The sequence below is a fragment of the Bacterioplanes sanyensis genome, assembly GCF_002237535.1.
Taxonomy (GTDB): Bacteria; Pseudomonadota; Gammaproteobacteria; order Pseudomonadales; family Oceanobacteraceae; genus Bacterioplanes; species Bacterioplanes sanyensis_A.
The window spans coordinates 1,535,102-1,550,668 of sequence record NZ_CP022530.1; the positions used below are offsets into that span (position 1 = coordinate 1,535,102).

14 protein-coding genes are annotated in these 15,567 nt (G+C 51.9%); 10 read left to right on the top strand and 4 right to left on the bottom strand.

Annotated features, from left to right (window positions below; translation table 11 throughout):
• Positions 1-21: 21 nt before the first annotated feature.
• Positions 22-861 carry a M91 family zinc metallopeptidase gene (locus CHH28_RS07295; protein WP_094059682.1) on the top strand — a complete coding sequence of 280 codons (840 nt, stop codon included), beginning with the start codon at positions 22-24 and terminating at the stop codon, positions 859-861.
• 89 nt (positions 862-950) lie between these two features.
• On the opposite strand, the gene CHH28_RS07300 is transcribed toward CHH28_RS07295, so the two are convergent.
• Positions 951-1,424, bottom strand: a complete 474-nt coding sequence (locus tag CHH28_RS07300) for a GNAT family N-acetyltransferase (RefSeq protein ID WP_094059683.1) — start codon at positions 1,422-1,424, stop codon at positions 951-953.
• 285 nt (positions 1,425-1,709) lie between these two features.
• Here CHH28_RS07300 and CHH28_RS07305 point away from each other — a divergent pair, with 285 nt between their 5' ends.
• Entirely contained in the window at positions 1,710-4,709 is a 3,000-nt protein-coding gene (locus tag CHH28_RS07305) for a ricin-type beta-trefoil lectin domain protein (RefSeq protein WP_094059684.1), read from the top strand.
• Positions 4,710-4,748: 39 nt separating this feature from the next.
• On the opposite strand, the gene CHH28_RS07310 is transcribed toward CHH28_RS07305, so the two are convergent.
• On the bottom strand, positions 4,749-5,303 hold the full coding sequence (locus CHH28_RS07310; protein ID WP_094059685.1) for an XRE family transcriptional regulator: 555 nt from the start codon (positions 5,301-5,303) through the stop codon (positions 4,749-4,751).
• 107 nt (positions 5,304-5,410) lie between these two features.
• Here CHH28_RS07310 and CHH28_RS07315 point away from each other — a divergent pair, with 107 nt between their 5' ends.
• Complete coding sequence (locus tag CHH28_RS07315) at positions 5,411-6,151, top strand: SDR family NAD(P)-dependent oxidoreductase (RefSeq protein ID WP_094059686.1); 741 nt, start codon at positions 5,411-5,413, stop codon at positions 6,149-6,151.
• A gap of 23 nt (positions 6,152-6,174) precedes the next feature.
• Here CHH28_RS07315 and CHH28_RS07320 read toward each other — a convergent pair whose 3' ends face one another.
• Together CHH28_RS07320 and CHH28_RS07325 are read right to left on the bottom strand one after the other, a co-directional pair.
• Positions 6,175-6,639, bottom strand: a complete 465-nt coding sequence (locus tag CHH28_RS07320; RefSeq protein WP_157729811.1) for a hypothetical protein — start codon at positions 6,637-6,639, stop codon at positions 6,175-6,177.
• Entirely contained in the window at positions 6,611-7,510 is a 900-nt protein-coding gene (locus tag CHH28_RS07325) for an alpha/beta fold hydrolase (RefSeq protein ID WP_094059688.1), read from the bottom strand. The genes CHH28_RS07320 and CHH28_RS07325 overlap by 29 nt, the downstream gene beginning before the upstream one ends.
• Before the next feature lie 177 nt (positions 7,511-7,687).
• Between CHH28_RS07325 and CHH28_RS07330 the strand changes: the two genes are divergently transcribed.
• The 7 genes from CHH28_RS07330 to CHH28_RS07360 all read left to right on the top strand — a co-directional run bounded on the left by CHH28_RS07330 (position 7,688) and on the right by CHH28_RS07360 (position 15,560).
• Entirely contained in the window at positions 7,688-8,653 is a 966-nt protein-coding gene (locus tag CHH28_RS07330) for an SPFH domain-containing protein (RefSeq protein ID WP_094059689.1), read from the top strand.
• Positions 8,650-9,111 (top strand): NfeD family protein, encoded by a 462-nt coding sequence (locus CHH28_RS07335; protein WP_094059690.1) that lies wholly within the window; start codon positions 8,650-8,652, stop codon positions 9,109-9,111. Before CHH28_RS07330 ends, CHH28_RS07335 begins: the two co-directional genes overlap by 4 nt.
• Positions 9,111-9,554, top strand: coding sequence for a YqaA family protein (locus CHH28_RS07340; protein WP_094059691.1), 444 nt, complete (start codon positions 9,111-9,113; stop codon positions 9,552-9,554). Before CHH28_RS07335 ends, CHH28_RS07340 begins: the two co-directional genes overlap by 1 nt.
• Positions 9,551-10,465, top strand: coding sequence for an RluA family pseudouridine synthase (locus tag CHH28_RS07345; protein ID WP_233243788.1), 915 nt, complete (start codon positions 9,551-9,553; stop codon positions 10,463-10,465). The genes CHH28_RS07340 and CHH28_RS07345 overlap by 4 nt, the downstream gene beginning before the upstream one ends.
• Positions 10,466-10,605: 140 nt before the next feature.
• Positions 10,606-11,025 carry a MarR family winged helix-turn-helix transcriptional regulator gene (locus tag CHH28_RS07350; protein ID WP_094059692.1) on the top strand — a complete coding sequence of 140 codons (420 nt, stop codon included), beginning with the start codon at positions 10,606-10,608 and terminating at the stop codon, positions 11,023-11,025.
• Positions 11,026-11,097: 72 nt separating this feature from the next.
• The gene (locus CHH28_RS07355) at positions 11,098-14,220 is read left to right on the top strand and encodes an outer membrane lipoprotein-sorting protein (RefSeq protein ID WP_233243790.1); all 3,123 of its coding nucleotides are present in this window, start codon (positions 11,098-11,100) and stop codon (positions 14,218-14,220) included.
• A gap of 59 nt (positions 14,221-14,279) precedes the next feature.
• On the top strand, positions 14,280-15,560 hold the full coding sequence (locus CHH28_RS07360) for a DUF1302 family protein (protein WP_157729812.1): 1,281 nt from the start codon (positions 14,280-14,282) through the stop codon (positions 15,558-15,560).
• Positions 15,561-15,567: the final 7 nt, after the last annotated feature.

Consider the following 15,567-nt stretch of genomic DNA (forward strand, 5'->3'; position numbering starts at 1 on the left):
GTCTCAAACAGGAGAACAGTGATGCCCACTGCAGATGAACTGGTCGCCGCCAGACAGGCACTGCGGCGAGCGGATTTTGGGGTTGCGCACAGCAAAGCCACCAATATCCGCGTGCGCCGTGCCCATGGTCAGTCCGCGGCCAGCTATTACGACCATATGCTCGACACCCGCCGCTCGATGAACAAGCTCATGAGTCAAGACACAGGCAAACACTTGGTGCAGCAAATCAACACCCGTGGTGCCTACCTGGACCCTGGGCAGCGCCGTAATGAGCACGCGAATCCTTATTCATTCGTGGATATCTTCCAGGGTGATCGCAATGCGGCGCGCCCCAAACTAGACCCCCTCGACCCGATTGGCAGTGCGCAAAAAGCCTATCGCTACGATGGCACCGCCAGTGAGGGAACCGGGACGCACGTTACCTACAACTCCAACCAAGCCAACGCCAACCGCTTTATAGGTTTAGGGCATGAGCTGATACATGCTTATCGTAACGCTCATGGTATGGCCGTAAGCGCGCCAGACGTCAGCCCGATGCGTAATGAACCTGTGCTGGCTACTCCGATCGGTGGTGGCAGTACCGTCAATACCGTTGTCGGCCAGCACTCTCTGCTAAAAGAGGAGTTTGAAACCGTTGGTATTCAAGGCACGCCAGGGCATGGCGCCATTCCAACCGAAAACCGCTTACGCGCCGAGCACGGCCGGCCTGCGCGCAACGATTACTCCGGTGCCCGACCGGGTGGTCAAACCGATCAAGCGTTAGCGAGTGTGGATGAAGCCACCGACAATCGCGGCCTGATTGACCAGCTACGCGGGAAAAAGTCACCGGTGCAAAAAGTGGTGTCACATTTGGAGGACTAACGGTTTATAGCCGAATTTGCCGCCCTAGCGCTTGCGCCAGGGCGGTGCTTTTTGTGTTCTGTTTTGTGCTCAGCAGTAACGTTATAGATTTAGCGTTTGTGCGTGAGGCTCATGATGTGCTGTGGACCGGCTAGTCCACCGTGATAAATTTCATTGCTATCGTCAAACCCCGCCTTCAGGTAACAGTGATAGGCCGCCGGATTTTGGCAATTGACGGTTAACCAAAGGCGCTGGCAGTCAGGGTAATTTTGTTGCAGATAATCCGGCAGCAAGCGCACGGCTTGTGTGCCGTAACCTTGGCCTTGTTGGCGTTGGTCAATCAAAAATGAGCGCAGTCCCAGCTCGCCACAGCCAGCAAATGGCATATGACTGGCGTAACCCAGATCAAGATTAAATACCCCAATCGTCTCTTCCCCGGCGCAGACCACGTGAAGGTGCCAGTCAGACTGGCGCCGGTTAAGTAATTCTTTTGTCGTACCAACGTACGACAGCTGATCGTCGGCCACGGTTAACTGTAAAACAGCCGGGTAATCGGCTTCCGTCATGGGGCGGATGGTGAGCATGATGGTGATTCAACTCCATGAAAAGAGAGTGAAAGCAATTATTTGACGCACTGACGCCCGTGAATAATGCCAGCTTTTCGACGTTATGATTTAGCCGTACCCGGTTTCTTCGTGCAATTGTTTTAACAGACTCTGCGCAGCCAGTATTGCAATCATCGCTTAACGTTTCTTAGGTTTTGCATAGGACTGACGCGTTTCTACCTGTTGGTTTTTGTCGGATTCTGTCCATAGTTTTGGGCGCAGTTATAACAACAAATACAGCCCATCAGGCAAGGAACAGTCATCATGAAAACGCAATACTCGCTTGGCTACTGGCTTTCGCTGGCGGCGTCTGCGCTCTTGGCGCAGCAGGCTGCAGCTTTCTCTCAACCCCCACCGGCGGAGGCGCCGCCGGATCAACGGCTGGACGCCGAGCAAGCGGTGCATGAACTGGCACAAGGGTGTTATGCCATCCAATCGCCGACCAATGGCAAGTTTGTCAATCGCTATAAAAAGGGCGGTGCCATTGACGATGGATTAGGCTGGCAAGTGAAAGCCACCAGCTTGTCACAAGCTGCAAGCTTTTATTTCAAGCCGACCTCATTTTTTCACTTTATGCTCACCGATCAGGACGGGCGCTACCTGGCAACGCATTTGCCGAATGAGATCTCAGCGGGCCGCTATGCCGGTGAGTTTGCCGAGTTTAAATTGACAGCGCATCCACAAAGCGGTGGCGATTATCTGTTCAGTATTTATGGCCCCAAACTGTCCAAGGTGTTGCGGCATAACTACGGCAGCACTGGCCACTACCGCGATGGCGGTTTGTTTGTCATCGATATCCTCAATCCGAAAAACAAAGACAGCGAGACACAGTTTAAGCTGGTGGAAAAAAGCGATTGCCAGCCGTTCCCTGAGGCGCAAGTAAACGTCACCGGCGATATCAACGCCCTGCGCGGCGATGCTGCGTCGCCGGTACGAGGCACCATCGATCCACATACCCACATCACCTCATACGAATTTATGGGGGGTAAGTTTATCCACGGTGAACCGTTCAATCGCTGGGGGGTAGAAACGGCGCTGCGCGACAGCAAAGAAATTCACGGCCCCAACGGCTCGCTGGATATCATTGGCAACCTAATGGGCTATGACGATGTGAATCATCGCTACGACACACGCGGCTGGCCGGACTTCCCGTTCTGGCCTAACCATACGCAGGTGTCGCACATGCAGTACTACTACAAGTGGCTGGAGCGCTCCCACCGTGGCGGTGTGCGCATGATGGTCACCCATTTGGTGGAAAATGAAGTGCTGTGTAATGTGCAAAAAACGGTGAATCCGGCCAGCTGGATCAACCCGAACAACTGCAACACCATGGCCAGTGTGCACTTCCAGATTCGTCGCTTGCAGGAAATGCAGGATTACATCGACGCCCAGCAAGGTGGCCCAGGTAAAGGCTTCTTCCGTATCGTGACCTCACCACAACAAGCGCGTGAGGTGATTGCCGACGGTAAAATGGCGATCATTATGGGCATCGAAGTGTCGGAGCTGTTTAACTGTGGGTTAAAAGACAGCTGCAGCAAAGAAAGCATCGAACGTCAGTTGATGGAAGTGTATGACGCCGGTGTGCGCGTGATGTACCCCATCCATCGATTTGATAACCAGCTGGGCGGCGCGCGCCAGGAAGACGGTTTTATTAACGTCGGTCAGTGGTTGTCCAGTGCACGCTTTTTTGAAACCGAAGAATGCGACTCTGAAACCCGCGGGCAGCGCTTTACCAGTGGTTTCCCACTGCTGAGCGATGTGCCGGTCATTGGCGATATTCTCAAAGGCATTGGTCTGAGCCCGGAATACGACGAAAGCCGCCTGCATTGCAATCGCCACGGATTGTCACCACTGGGTGAGTACCTGGTGCAGCGCATGATGGATCTGGGCATGATCATCGAGTTGGATCACACCTCTACTCGCAGCGGTCGCGCCATTATGGACCTGATCGAAGCGCGCAATTATTCCGGTGTTATTTCTGGCCACAGCCATTTAAACCGCAAGCCAGATGGCTCTGCGCATGAGCTGCATTATCGCATTGCCCAGGCCGGCGGTATGTTGTCACCGTACAACAGTACATCGACCAACCTGGAGTGGAGCATTGGCGAGTTTATCGACATTCTCACACCTACTGGGTACTTGGTGGGCGTGCCGTTTTCCACCGATATGGGCGGCATCGGGTCACAAGCTGGGCCGCGCGGTGATGTTGCCAGCAATCCATTGCAATACCCATTTACCACGGAGTTTGGTCAGGTGATCGATAAACAGCGCACGGGCAACCGAGTGTTTGATATCAACCAGGACGGGCTTGCTCACTTTGGCATTGTGGCCGATCACATTCAGGACATTCGCGAAAACGCCAGCCCTCGTATTTACGATGCGGTGATGACCTCTGCTGAGGCGTATTTGCAAATGTGGCAGCGTGCTATTGGCAACACCTCACCGAAGTACGCTGGCGCCGCTGGGACTTATGTCTCTATTGTCGATCGTCGTTCTGGACGCTGCATGGACATACCGGGGGACGACAACAACCTCAACAACGGTGTGAATGTGCAGTTGTGGGATTGCCAACTGACCTCGCAGGATCAGAAATGGCGCTACGACAAAGCGGCCGGCATGTTCCGCAATAAAGCCAACCCTAATAAATGTTTGGATAATCGCGGTCAGGCACACAACGACGGCGAAATTATTATCTGGGACTGCGTCGACTCGGATAATTTACGCTGGGATTACCACGGTAATAAACTCGCCAGTCGCCATAACGGCAACATCGTTGCCGACGCCTACGGCGAAGGCAATGGCGCCAATGTCGGCCAGTGGACCTATCATGGCAACAGCAACCAACAGTGGGAACTGCGTGTGGCCGAGCCACGTAACGCTTGGGTGCAATACCGCAGCGAAGCCACTGGCCAGTGCATTCAGGCGCAGGGTGATCACGTCGGTGCGGTGGTCAGTATGGCCGCCTGCTCGGATAGCAAAGCTCAGCAGTGGCGTTACGACAGTGGCACGGGTTTATTGATTAATGCGCAACTGGGCGAGCTGTGCTTAGCCATTCCAGACGGCATGATTTACAACCACACACCGCTGCAACTGGAAAGCTGTGATGCCAATGCCGATCATCAGCGCTTTATTTACAGCGGTCATTTATTGCGTGCGCAGTTGGATGCCGGGCAGGTATTGGATGTGGCGGGCAGTGGTGATCAGCTGATCATGTTTGCCGCACACGGCAAGGCTAACCAACGTTGGCATGGTACCTTGCATTAGCAACTAAGTTAAACCGAGGGAGAATGAACAGCTTGCTGTTTATCCTCCTTCTTCGTTAACCCAGAAGATCCCCTCTGCCAAGACGCCTTGACGACACTCGAAGCGATGTGGTCTTGACGCATCAAATGGCAGTAACTGTCCCGCCTGTAGCTGTACAGATTCGGCCGCTAAATACAGCGTCAACACCCCTTTTTGCAGCCACAGGTATTTGCGCCGTCCAGAGCTGTTGGCTGCAAAAGTGGTCTTTCCATAACGACGAAAGCAAAATTGATAACACTCGGGCACACCGCCAGGGCCTTGGTAAAGCCTATGACATGCCATGGTACTGCTTGCACTGCTGACTAAATTTTCGTCGTTGGCTTGATAAATGTTTAATGGCAAACCCTGGCGCGGTGGTGTGACCAGATCGCCAATGCGAATATTCATAGCCTCAGCCAGCTTGGCCAAAGTATTGAGTGTCGGACTGGTTTGGTTGCTTTCAATGTGTGCAATCATGGAGCGGCTAACGCCAGATCGATTGGCAAGGGATTGCAAGCTTTCTTTATTAGCTTGGCGATAGCTGCGAATCAATGCGCCCAAGTAATCGAATGACATGCATGTCCAATATATTGGAAAAATTCGAATATATCGACCTGCTACTCAGACTGCAAGCTTACCATGACGGAACTTAATGGGTATCAACAGTTCTAGGAGAATTTCAAATGAGCACTCCCGTAATGGCGATAACTGGCGGAAACTCAGGTATTGGAAAAGCAACGGTTGCTTTGTATCTGGCTCGCGGTTATCGAGTGGCAGTATTGGCACGAACGCAAGGGCAACTATCAGCTTTGCTCACCCAATACCCGGAGCAACTGATGCTACATCTTGGTGATGTTTCTGTAATACAGGATCTGATCGATTTTTATCAGTGCTGCCAGCAACGTTGGGGTGGTATCGATGTCGTGATTGCTAATGCTGGCATTGCTAAGCCGGAAATGCTGGCAGATGTCACTAGTGATAGTTTTTCCGAGAGTTTCGATATTAATGTTAAAGGGGTATTTTTTACGGTGCAACAGGCTCTTGACAGATTAAATCCAGCTGCTTCGATTATCTTAGTCTCTTCTATTCAGGCACAGAAAGGTGCGGGAGTATGGTCTGTCTATGGAGCCAGCAAGGCGGCGGTTCGTTCTTTGGCTCGCTCCTTTGCTCAAGAGTTGGGGCCAAGAGGTATTCGCGTCAATGTGTTATCGCCTGGTGTTACAGAAACGCCTATCTTGCACAAGTTTGGTTTTGAATCTGACCATCTGAAGACATTATTGGATAACGTTAAAGTAAACACCCCTTTGCAGCGGCTTGGACAGGCAGAAGAAATAGCGCAATCGATTTTCTTCTTAAGTTCTGACGCTGCCTCATTTGTTCATGGCGCCGATTTACAAGTAGATGGTGGTTTAGCGCAGATTTAGTTCATGTCTGACTGTATATCGTCTCACCAGGATCTACGGATATCCCTGATGTATTCTGTATCTGGATTATTCTCATCCTGGTACAGATAACCATGATCTCTTAAGATACCTTGTTTAATTAATTCATCCACTAGGGAGTCAGTTTTGTCTGAAAACTGACATAACTCCTCTTGACTCCCGGTGGCAAATGGCCAGTAATTATCATGGTCAGAGATGAACTGGATCTGATCACCTTGGTTGCTCAACAGATACCAGGTAACCATGGCCGGCTGTGCGTCATTGCCGGCCAGTTCTCTTTTTTTGGCACCATTTAGATGTGTAAAGGATATTAGCTCCTTCTTCGTTTGATTGACGAGAATATACTCAGTTCCCATGGTGGTCCTATCTCTTAATTGCGGTTGGCTGGAGCTGGTAAAGATGTTGTTTTTATAAATGTCGGATGTCAATTGGCCTATGCGGCTAACACAGCAGAAACGTTCGTGCGTCATCGGCGCTTTGCTGTGGAATTTCTTCCATTGGTAGATGGCCGCAATCGGCGTAGCGAATGACCTCGGCCTGTGGCAGTTTGCGCTGAAATTTGTCCACATGAGTCACGGGAATCCACTGGTCCTGCTCGCCCCATAAAATCAGCACCGGTGCTTGCACCTGGCTCATCCACTTTTTATTAAAACCACCACGGTTGCGAATAAAGGCCAACACATTGGCTGCGGCGCTGCGGTTACCAGAGCGCATCAGCAAATCAAAATAACGCTCCGCCACCGGCCGTGATAGTCGCTCTGGGCGGGCGTAGGTGCTGCGCACAATGGTACGGACCATCATGCGCGGCAAAGACAAGTGCGAACTGATCCACCCCATCAATGGCAGACCCATCAGCATCAAAATGGGCGGCGGCACAAAAAAGAAACCGGCGCTGTCGAGCAGAATCACTTTGTCGACCCGCTTAGGGTAGCGACCGGCAAACTCCCACGACATCCAGCCGCCGAGAGAATTACCCGCCAGATGACAGCGGTCGATGTGCAAGGTATCGAGAAAGCGCGCGATAAAATCACTGTACAGGTGCTCGCGCATGCCTTGTGGGTGTGGCCCAGTGATGCCAAAGTTAGGGCAATCGACGCTGATGACACGAAAGTCTTGCTGCAGTGCCTCGCTCCAGCCTTCCCAGGTGTGGCAGGAAGCAAAGATACCGTGCAAGCACAGCAATACCGGGCCACTACCAACGTCGCGGTAATGCACATTCATGCCATCGATGCTGACATAGCGGGATTCCGGATACTCGTGGCGCTGTTGCAGCGTTGTCAGTGGGATGCTGCCGGGCTCCTGCCAGAAATCCATCCATTGGCTCCAAATACTGTCCCACATAAAGATCTCCAGGTTCGTTGTCTGGCGCCGGGATGCTGGCGCTTTGCAGGGTTAATCTAGCAGCTGTGCGGTGGGGGGAAAGGTAGGATTCTGCCAAACCGAGCAAAAGCTCGTGATAGACTGCCACTGGAGCGGGCGACTTGCCCGGTGCACACGTCAGATAAGGAAGCGATCCCGATGGAAACTCTGCTGAACATCCTCTTCTCGATTGAGTTGGTAGCACTGGTATTTGTGCTGGTGCTGTTGAAATCGAGCATTAAATTTGTGCCGCAAAACCGTGCTTGGCTGGTGGAGCGATTTGGTAAATATCAGTCCACCAAAGAGGCGGGCATCAACTTCATTTTCCCTTTTATTGACCGTATTGCCGCCGACCGCAGCCTAAAAGAACAAGCCGTGGATGTGCCCAGCCAGTCAGCCATCACCCGCGATAACATCACATTGTCGGTCGACGGCGTGTTGTACTTTCGTGTGCTCGATCCTTACAAGGCCACCTATGGTGTGGACGACTACGTCTTTGCCGTGACCCAGCTGGCGCAAACCACCATGCGCTCAGAGCTGGGTAAAATGGAGCTGGATAAAACCTTCGAAGAGCGTAATCAGCTCAACGCTTCAATCGTTACCTCGATCAACGAAGCGGCGGAGCCTTGGGGCATTCAGGTATTGCGTTATGAAATTAAAGACATCGTCCCGCCCAAATCGGTGATGGACGCGATGGAAGCGCAAATGAAAGCCGAACGGGTAAAGCGCGCGCAGATTCTGGAATCCGAAGGTGACCGTCAGGCGGCTATCAACGTGGCTGAAGGTAAAAAACAAGCGCAGGTACTGGCGGCGGAAGCTGAGCGTGCGGAGCAGGTTTTACGCGCTCAGGGTGAGGCAAAAGCCATTTTGGAAGTGGCCGAGGCCCAAGCCGAAGCGCTGCGTAAAGTCGGTGCGGCAGCGGATACTCAAGAAGGTCAAAAAGCCATTCAGTTGGATTTGGCCACCAAAGCCATCGAAGCCAAGCAAGCCATTGCGCGCGAGTCGTCTGTGGTGCTATTACCAGAGCAAAGCAATGATGCCAGCGGCATCGTCGCGACGGCTATGACCATTGTGAATCGCATTAATCAACAGCAAGCGCCTGGCGCACGCGGAGAGCAATCATGAGCGAATGGTTAGCGCAGTACCTGCCACAGGCACTCATTGTGTTGGGGCTGGTGGCGTTAATTGTGGAAGTGGCGATGCTCGGTTTCGCCACCTTTATTCTGTTCTTTGCCGGTATCTCGCTGATGGTCACCGGTTTTTTGATGCAGATGGGGGTACTGCCTGCCGATACCACCACGGCGCTGTGGAGCAATACGCTGCTGACCGGGCTTTTGTCTGTGGTGCTGTGGAAACCACTGCGGCGCATGCAAGATAGAACCGACGACAAACGCGTGACTCACGATTTTGCTGAGCAGAGTTTTGTGTTGGAGCAGGACGTCGACTTACGCGGCGAAGCGGTGCATCGCTATTCCGGCATTGAATGGCGGCTGAAAAGCCAACAGCCCGTTGCTGCTGGAACTGCAGTCAAAGTTGTGCGCACCGAAGTGGGCGTATTGTGGGTGGAAGCCATCGATTCGTGATGCTGCTTGAGTGGTTGCCCCAGCTGACGGGTCAGTTGGGGTGGCTGTTTTTCCTGTCGTTTGCTGCCGCGACGTTATTGCCACTGGGCTCTGAATGGCTGCTGTTGCTGTTGTTATCTCAAGGTTACGACGCGCTGTCGTTATGGTGGGTGGCGAGCAGTGGAAATTCCCTCGGCAGTGCGGTGAACTTCGCCATCGGCTGGTGGCTGGCGCAGCGGCTGCAACAGCGCTTGCAACAGCCCAGCTGGCAGCGCGCTCAGCGCTGGTTTCAGCGCTTTGGCATTTGGACGTTACTGTTGGCTTGGCTGCCCATTGTGGGTGATCCGCTGACGTTTATCGCTGGTATTTTCAAAGCCAACCCTTGGCTGGCCATGGTGTTGATTATTATTGGTAAAAGCGTGCGCTACGCCGTGTTAGTGCTGGGTTATCAGGTGGCTTGGTGAAAATTGATTACCGTGTGTTTGAGCCGCAATACCTGGCAGAGTTTGCCTTGCCACGCTTTCCTCGCAGCTGCCCTGCGCTGGCGGAACTGTTGTCTCAGCAACGCCTCTGGCTAAACAATAACATCATCGTTACTCAGCCGGATCTGTGGTTAACAGAAGGCGATGTATTAACACTTGAGCTGACGGATCATCAAGAGCTGGCGGTGGATTGTCGCTGGCACAACGTATGGGAAAATGACGAGTTTATGGTGGTCAACAAGCCCGCTGGTTTGCCGGTGAGCCGTACCACACGTAACCTGTATCACACGCTTATTTCATTGGTGCGCCGCCAAAGCCCTTATTACGATGCTCACCTGATGCATCGCTTAGATGCAGAAACCAGCGGCTTACTGCTGCTGGCGAAAAACAGTCACGTCGATAAGAAGTGGAAGAAAAAAGCACAGCGACTGCTGGCGGAAAAAGAATACCATGCTTGGGTATTTGGCCAACCACAATGGGATTATCTCGATCTCCAATGTGCTATCAGTGAACGTCACAGCAGTGTTATTCGTACACAAATGTACGTTTGCGAAGCGGACTCCGACGACAATAAAAAACCTCAGTTCAGTCGCACCGAATTTACGCTTATCAAAACCCAAGGCAATGTCAGCTTAATTCATTGTCGCTTGCATAGTGGGCGCAAACATCAAATTCGTTGTCACTTAGCGCACTTGGGCCACCCGATTGTAGGCGACAAAATCTACGCGTTTGACGGTGAGTATTATCTAAAACGTCTGCAGCAGCCATTAACGGCACAGGACTATCAGGTGCTCGGCGCTAAGTGTCAGCAGCTACAAGCAGTGCGCCTGGGGCTGGAACTGTATGGTCAAACGATTGATATTCGATTGCCAGCAGAGTTTGCCATTGCTTGATGGTACTCCGTCGCTGAACCAGGCAACGGCATACGCCAATATTGGCTGTGTGAATTGACTCCCGCGGGCAAATCTCGTCTGCTCTGTTGCTTTTGCGGCGGCCGCGCTATCATTTATTTATCCATCGAACCGAGGCTCCTATGTCGGTATTGCCCTGCTACAACCTGAAACTGCGCCAAGCAGACCGGGTGCTGACCAACTATTACGATGATGCGTTGCGTGACAGCGGCATCACGGTGGCGCAGTTTTCGATACTAAGAGCGCTGACTTACCTGCAACAGCCGTCGCAAAAAGCACTGCAGGACGTTTTAGTGCTGCAGCAAACCACCTTGACGCGTAACCTCAAGCCATTGATTCGCGATGGCTACGTCAGCACCATGCCCAGCCCAGAAGATAAGAGGGTCACCTTGGTATCGCTCACCGCCAGTGGCAAAGCTCTGTTCAAAACTGCCAAACGACGTTGGGACCAGGTACAGCGCCGGGTAGAGGAGCATTTGGGTCCCGATCTTACGCGCCAATTACTGGCGCTCAGCGATTCCGTACTCGAATTACGCAAATAAAATTTTGACAAATGCATGTATCTGCATGTAATAGTGGTGCATGCATATACATTTACTTGCGAGGGAGGAGCAATGAAAAATTCCTGGATTCTGGTAGGCGTGCGCCACCCGTGGTGGGTGGTGATCACAGGTGTGCTGATGATGATGGTCTGTGCGGCCGGTTTGCGTGGTTTGCAAAAGGACACACGTGCGGATGCGTTTTTGGCGCCGGACAACCCGGCGCTGGTGTACAAAGATAAAGTCCGCGAAATCTTCGGTCTGAGTGACCCCTTGGTGGTGGCGATTGAAGCGTCCACTGAGCAAGGGATTTATCACCCGGCAGTGTTGCAGCTCATTAGTGAGCTAACGGAGCAGCTGAACGAGCTGGAGATGATAAATGCCGAGCGCACTGTCAGCCTGGCCACGGAAGACAACATTGTCGGTTCTGCCGAGGGAATGGAGGTCGCGCCGTTTTACGATCTACTGGCGCAAGGCGGTGGTGCCGATATTCGCCAGGCGTTGGATAATTTTCCGCTGTACCAAGGCATGCTGGTGGCGCGCGATGGACATATGACGATCATCGCCATGGAGCTGTATGACGATGGCCAGGCCGAGCAAGCCTACCGCGCCGTGGAGGCTGTTATTGCGCAGCAGACTTTACCGGATGCCACACAGATTCATCTGGCCGGGGAGGGCGCCGTACTTGGCTTCCTGGGGCATTACATCGACCGTGACGCGTCACGTTTAAATCCATTGGCTGGTCTGATTATCACCATTATGTTGGTGGTGGCCTTTCGCCGCTTCAGCCCGGCTCTGTTGGGCAATGTAATTATTGCCGCTGCGGTGTTAATGACGCTCGGTTTAATGAGCTACGCCGGCGTATCCTTTTTTGTCATTACCAACGCCATGCCGGTGATTTTGATTGGTATGGCGGTGGCCGACTCGATTCATATTTTTAGCCATTATTATCAACTGCAAGTTGAGCACCCGCAGTGGGATAAAAAACGCTGTGTTGAGCATGCGGTTATCACTATGGTCAGGCCTGTCACGCTGACCACACTAACGACCATGGCAGGCTTTTGGGGACTTTATGCCTCTTCGTATATGCCACCGTTTGAGTACTTTGGCCTGTTTACTGCCTTAGGCGTATTCATTGCCTGGTATTACTCACTGGCGGTACTGCCTGCGTTTTTAGTGATCTTTAAACCCTCCGTCAGTCGTCGTTGGGTGCAACGCACTAACGCAGACGATGTCTTTTCTCGCTTGGTAGCGACGTTAGGGAAAATCTCATTGGCACGGCCAGCCATCACGGTATCAATCTTTGCGCTCTTCGCAATCATCGCCGCGATGTTGGCCACCGGGGTGCGAGTGAATGAAAACCGTATTAATACCTTTCATCCGTCTGAAGCCATTTATCAGGCCGACCAGACCATTAATTCGCATATGGATGGTACCAATACGCTGAATATCATCGTGTCTGCTGCTGCGCCTGAAGGACTGTTCGATCCGCAGGCGCTACAAAAAATCGCGTCATTGCAGCGCTATGCCGAAAGTTTGCCACATGTGAATGGGTCGTCTTCCATCGTCGATTATATCAAGCAGATGAATAAAGCACTGCACGAAGACCGAGCCAGTGAATATCGATTGCCGAACTCAGCAGAGCAAATTGCTCAATATTTCTTGCTGTATGCCAGCAGCGGTGATCCTGCCAGTTTGGAAGAAGAAATTGACTACGACTATCGCTTGGCCAATGTTCGGTTGAATTTGGATACCGCCTCATTTGTCGCCACACGGCCTGTGATTGAAGCACTGCAGGCTTATATCGGTCAGCACTTTAACTCCGATCAGCTGCAAGCCAACTTAAGTGGTCGTATTCATGTGAACTACCACTGGATCAAAGACTTGGGGCCAAGCCATGCATTGAGTGTGCTGATATCTCTGGGCTGCGTTTTATTGGTCTCAGCATTGTTATTCCGCTCACTGGCAGCCGGGGTGCTGGCGACCTTACCTGTCATCTTTTCCATTGTGACTGTCTATGCCGCCATGGCCTGGTGGCAAATCGATCTGGGCATTGGTACGTCCATGTTTGCTGCCGTGGCCATTGGACTCGGTATTGATTTTGCCATCCATACCTTGGAGCGTTTGCAAAAACTGATGCAACAACATCACAGTGAAGACAGTACCTTTGCTGAGTTGTATCGCTCTACCGGGCGGGCACTGTTGTTTAATTATCTGGCCATTGCTTTGGGTTTTGGCGTATTAATCAGTTCACAAGTGGTTCCGCTGACGTATTTCGGCAGCATTGTTGTGGTATCGGTGAGCATGAGCTTTGTGGCTGCGCTGACACTGTTGCCAGCCTTAGTAAAATGGCTGCGTCCCAATATTATTTATATTGGGCAAGTCGAACCCAACGCCTTTGGTGCGCCTATGTATGGCTGGGTATTGATCGCGCTAACACTGGTGGTGACAGCCACATCATCAGATGTCCAAGCCCAGACGCTGACGGCCGATGACATCGCCCAGCGAGTGAACGCTGTGGATGATGGCCAGCAAGTCACCAGCCAGCTACTAATGACGTTAACGGACAGTCGTGGCAAGCAGCGCCAGCGTCAAACCACCACAGTGCGCAAGTACTTTGGCGACGATAAAAAAACATTGTTTTTCTTTAACTCGCCAAACAGTGTTCGTGGCACTGGTTTTTTGACCTTCGACTACGCCGACTATGATCGTGATGATGACCAGTGGCTGTATTTGCCAGCGCTAAGAAAAGTTCGTCGAATATCTTCATCCGATCGTGGCGACTATTTTATGGGCACTGACTTTACCTACGAAGACATCAAACAAAATGGTCGTATCAGCCTTGAAGATTATCAGCTCAGTATCAGCGGCACAGACGCTGAGCTGATTCACTTGAGCGCAGCGGCAAAAAACAAAGAGATTGCTGATGAACTCGGTTATGGACGAGTGATATTTACCGTACGGCGCGACCATTGGCTAGTGATCAAAGCCCAGTATTTTGATCCGAAAGACAAATTGCTGAAAACCACATTGTTTGAAGACATTCGCCAGGTCGACGGAATTTGGACGCGCCACCGCCTGGTGTGCGACAACCATTTAAGTGGCCATCGTTCGGTGTTTGATTTCTCTAATGTCGATTACCAATCAGAGGTATCCGACGGTCTATTCACCAAGCAGCGCCTGCGCCGGGGGCTATGATGGCAACAGGCTATCGTTTAGCTATGGGGTTGGCTTGCGGCTTACAGCTGAGTGCGCTGATGCCTGCTACTTGCATGGCGCAATGGTTGCCCACGTTGGAATACCAACTGGCATTGACCGATCAGCAGTCGCAGGCGGTGGATGTGCAATCTCAACGCTGGCGTTTGCAGCCGCAGTGGGTCGGCCAGTATCAGGCCTGGCGCTTTAACGTTTTACCGCAACTGGAATTGCAAAGCTCAGGCCATTTACAAGGTGAGGAAAATCAAAACCGCGATAATTACCCGCCGGAGGATATTAATTATAACGGGCCACTGTATTGGCACAGTGGCCTACGCGCTGATATGCGTGAAGCTTACGCCGACTATGATGGAACTCTGTTTGCTACAGATTGGTCGCTACGACTTGGTAAACAGCAGGTGGCTTGGGGGCAGGCTGATGGATTTCGGGTGCTGGACATTATTAATCCCCAGGACTTAAGGGAATTTAATCTGCCGGATCAGCAGGATACGCGCATCGCTACCTGGATGTTGAACAGTCAATGGTCTCTCGGTGGTGATCAGATACTGCAATTGATCGTGATTCCAGATTTAACCTTCAGTGAACGAGCGCCTTCTAAAAGTCCATTTGCTATTACCAGCCCTGAGCTGACACCGACAATTACAGCTGGCCAAGCTGTGGTACGAAAAGCCACTAAACGTCCAGACTGGCGACCAGAGTGGGCGTTGCGCTGGTCTGATTTTGTGTTTGGTTGGGATGTCAGTGCTAGCTACTTTGCGTTTTTTCACGATACACCGGTGATTTATAGAGAAGTGATCGACTCCGTCGTGCATGTCTCGCCGGAATATCGCAGCAGTCAACTGTTGGGCGTGGCTGCCAATACCGTCTACGGCAGTTGGGTACACCGCTTTGAGCTGGCTTGGTTGGATCGCCAGTTCCTGATCAGCAGCGCGGAATACTCTGCGGGCATTAACGAAAGTCCGGAAGCACAGTTTGTGTATGGCCTGGATTTTCAAGGCTGGAGCAATAGTGTGCTGAGTTATCAACTGTATCTGGCGTATTTACAAGATGAGCAGCTGGGCACGGTACGTCATCAACAAAGTATTCGCCACACCATGATGATGAAACGGTCTTTTCTCAACGACACTTTGAACACCGAGGTATTTTTGCTGTTGAACCGTGACTATAACGACGGCCAATGGCGCTTAACCGGTGATTACCAATGGAATGATAACTGGGTAATCGAGTTAGCACTCGATGCTTTTTATGGCCCGGCCATCGGACCATTTGGACAATATCAACAGGCAAATCGCTTGTCGATGGGATTAGAGTACAGCTTTTAAGGAGTAA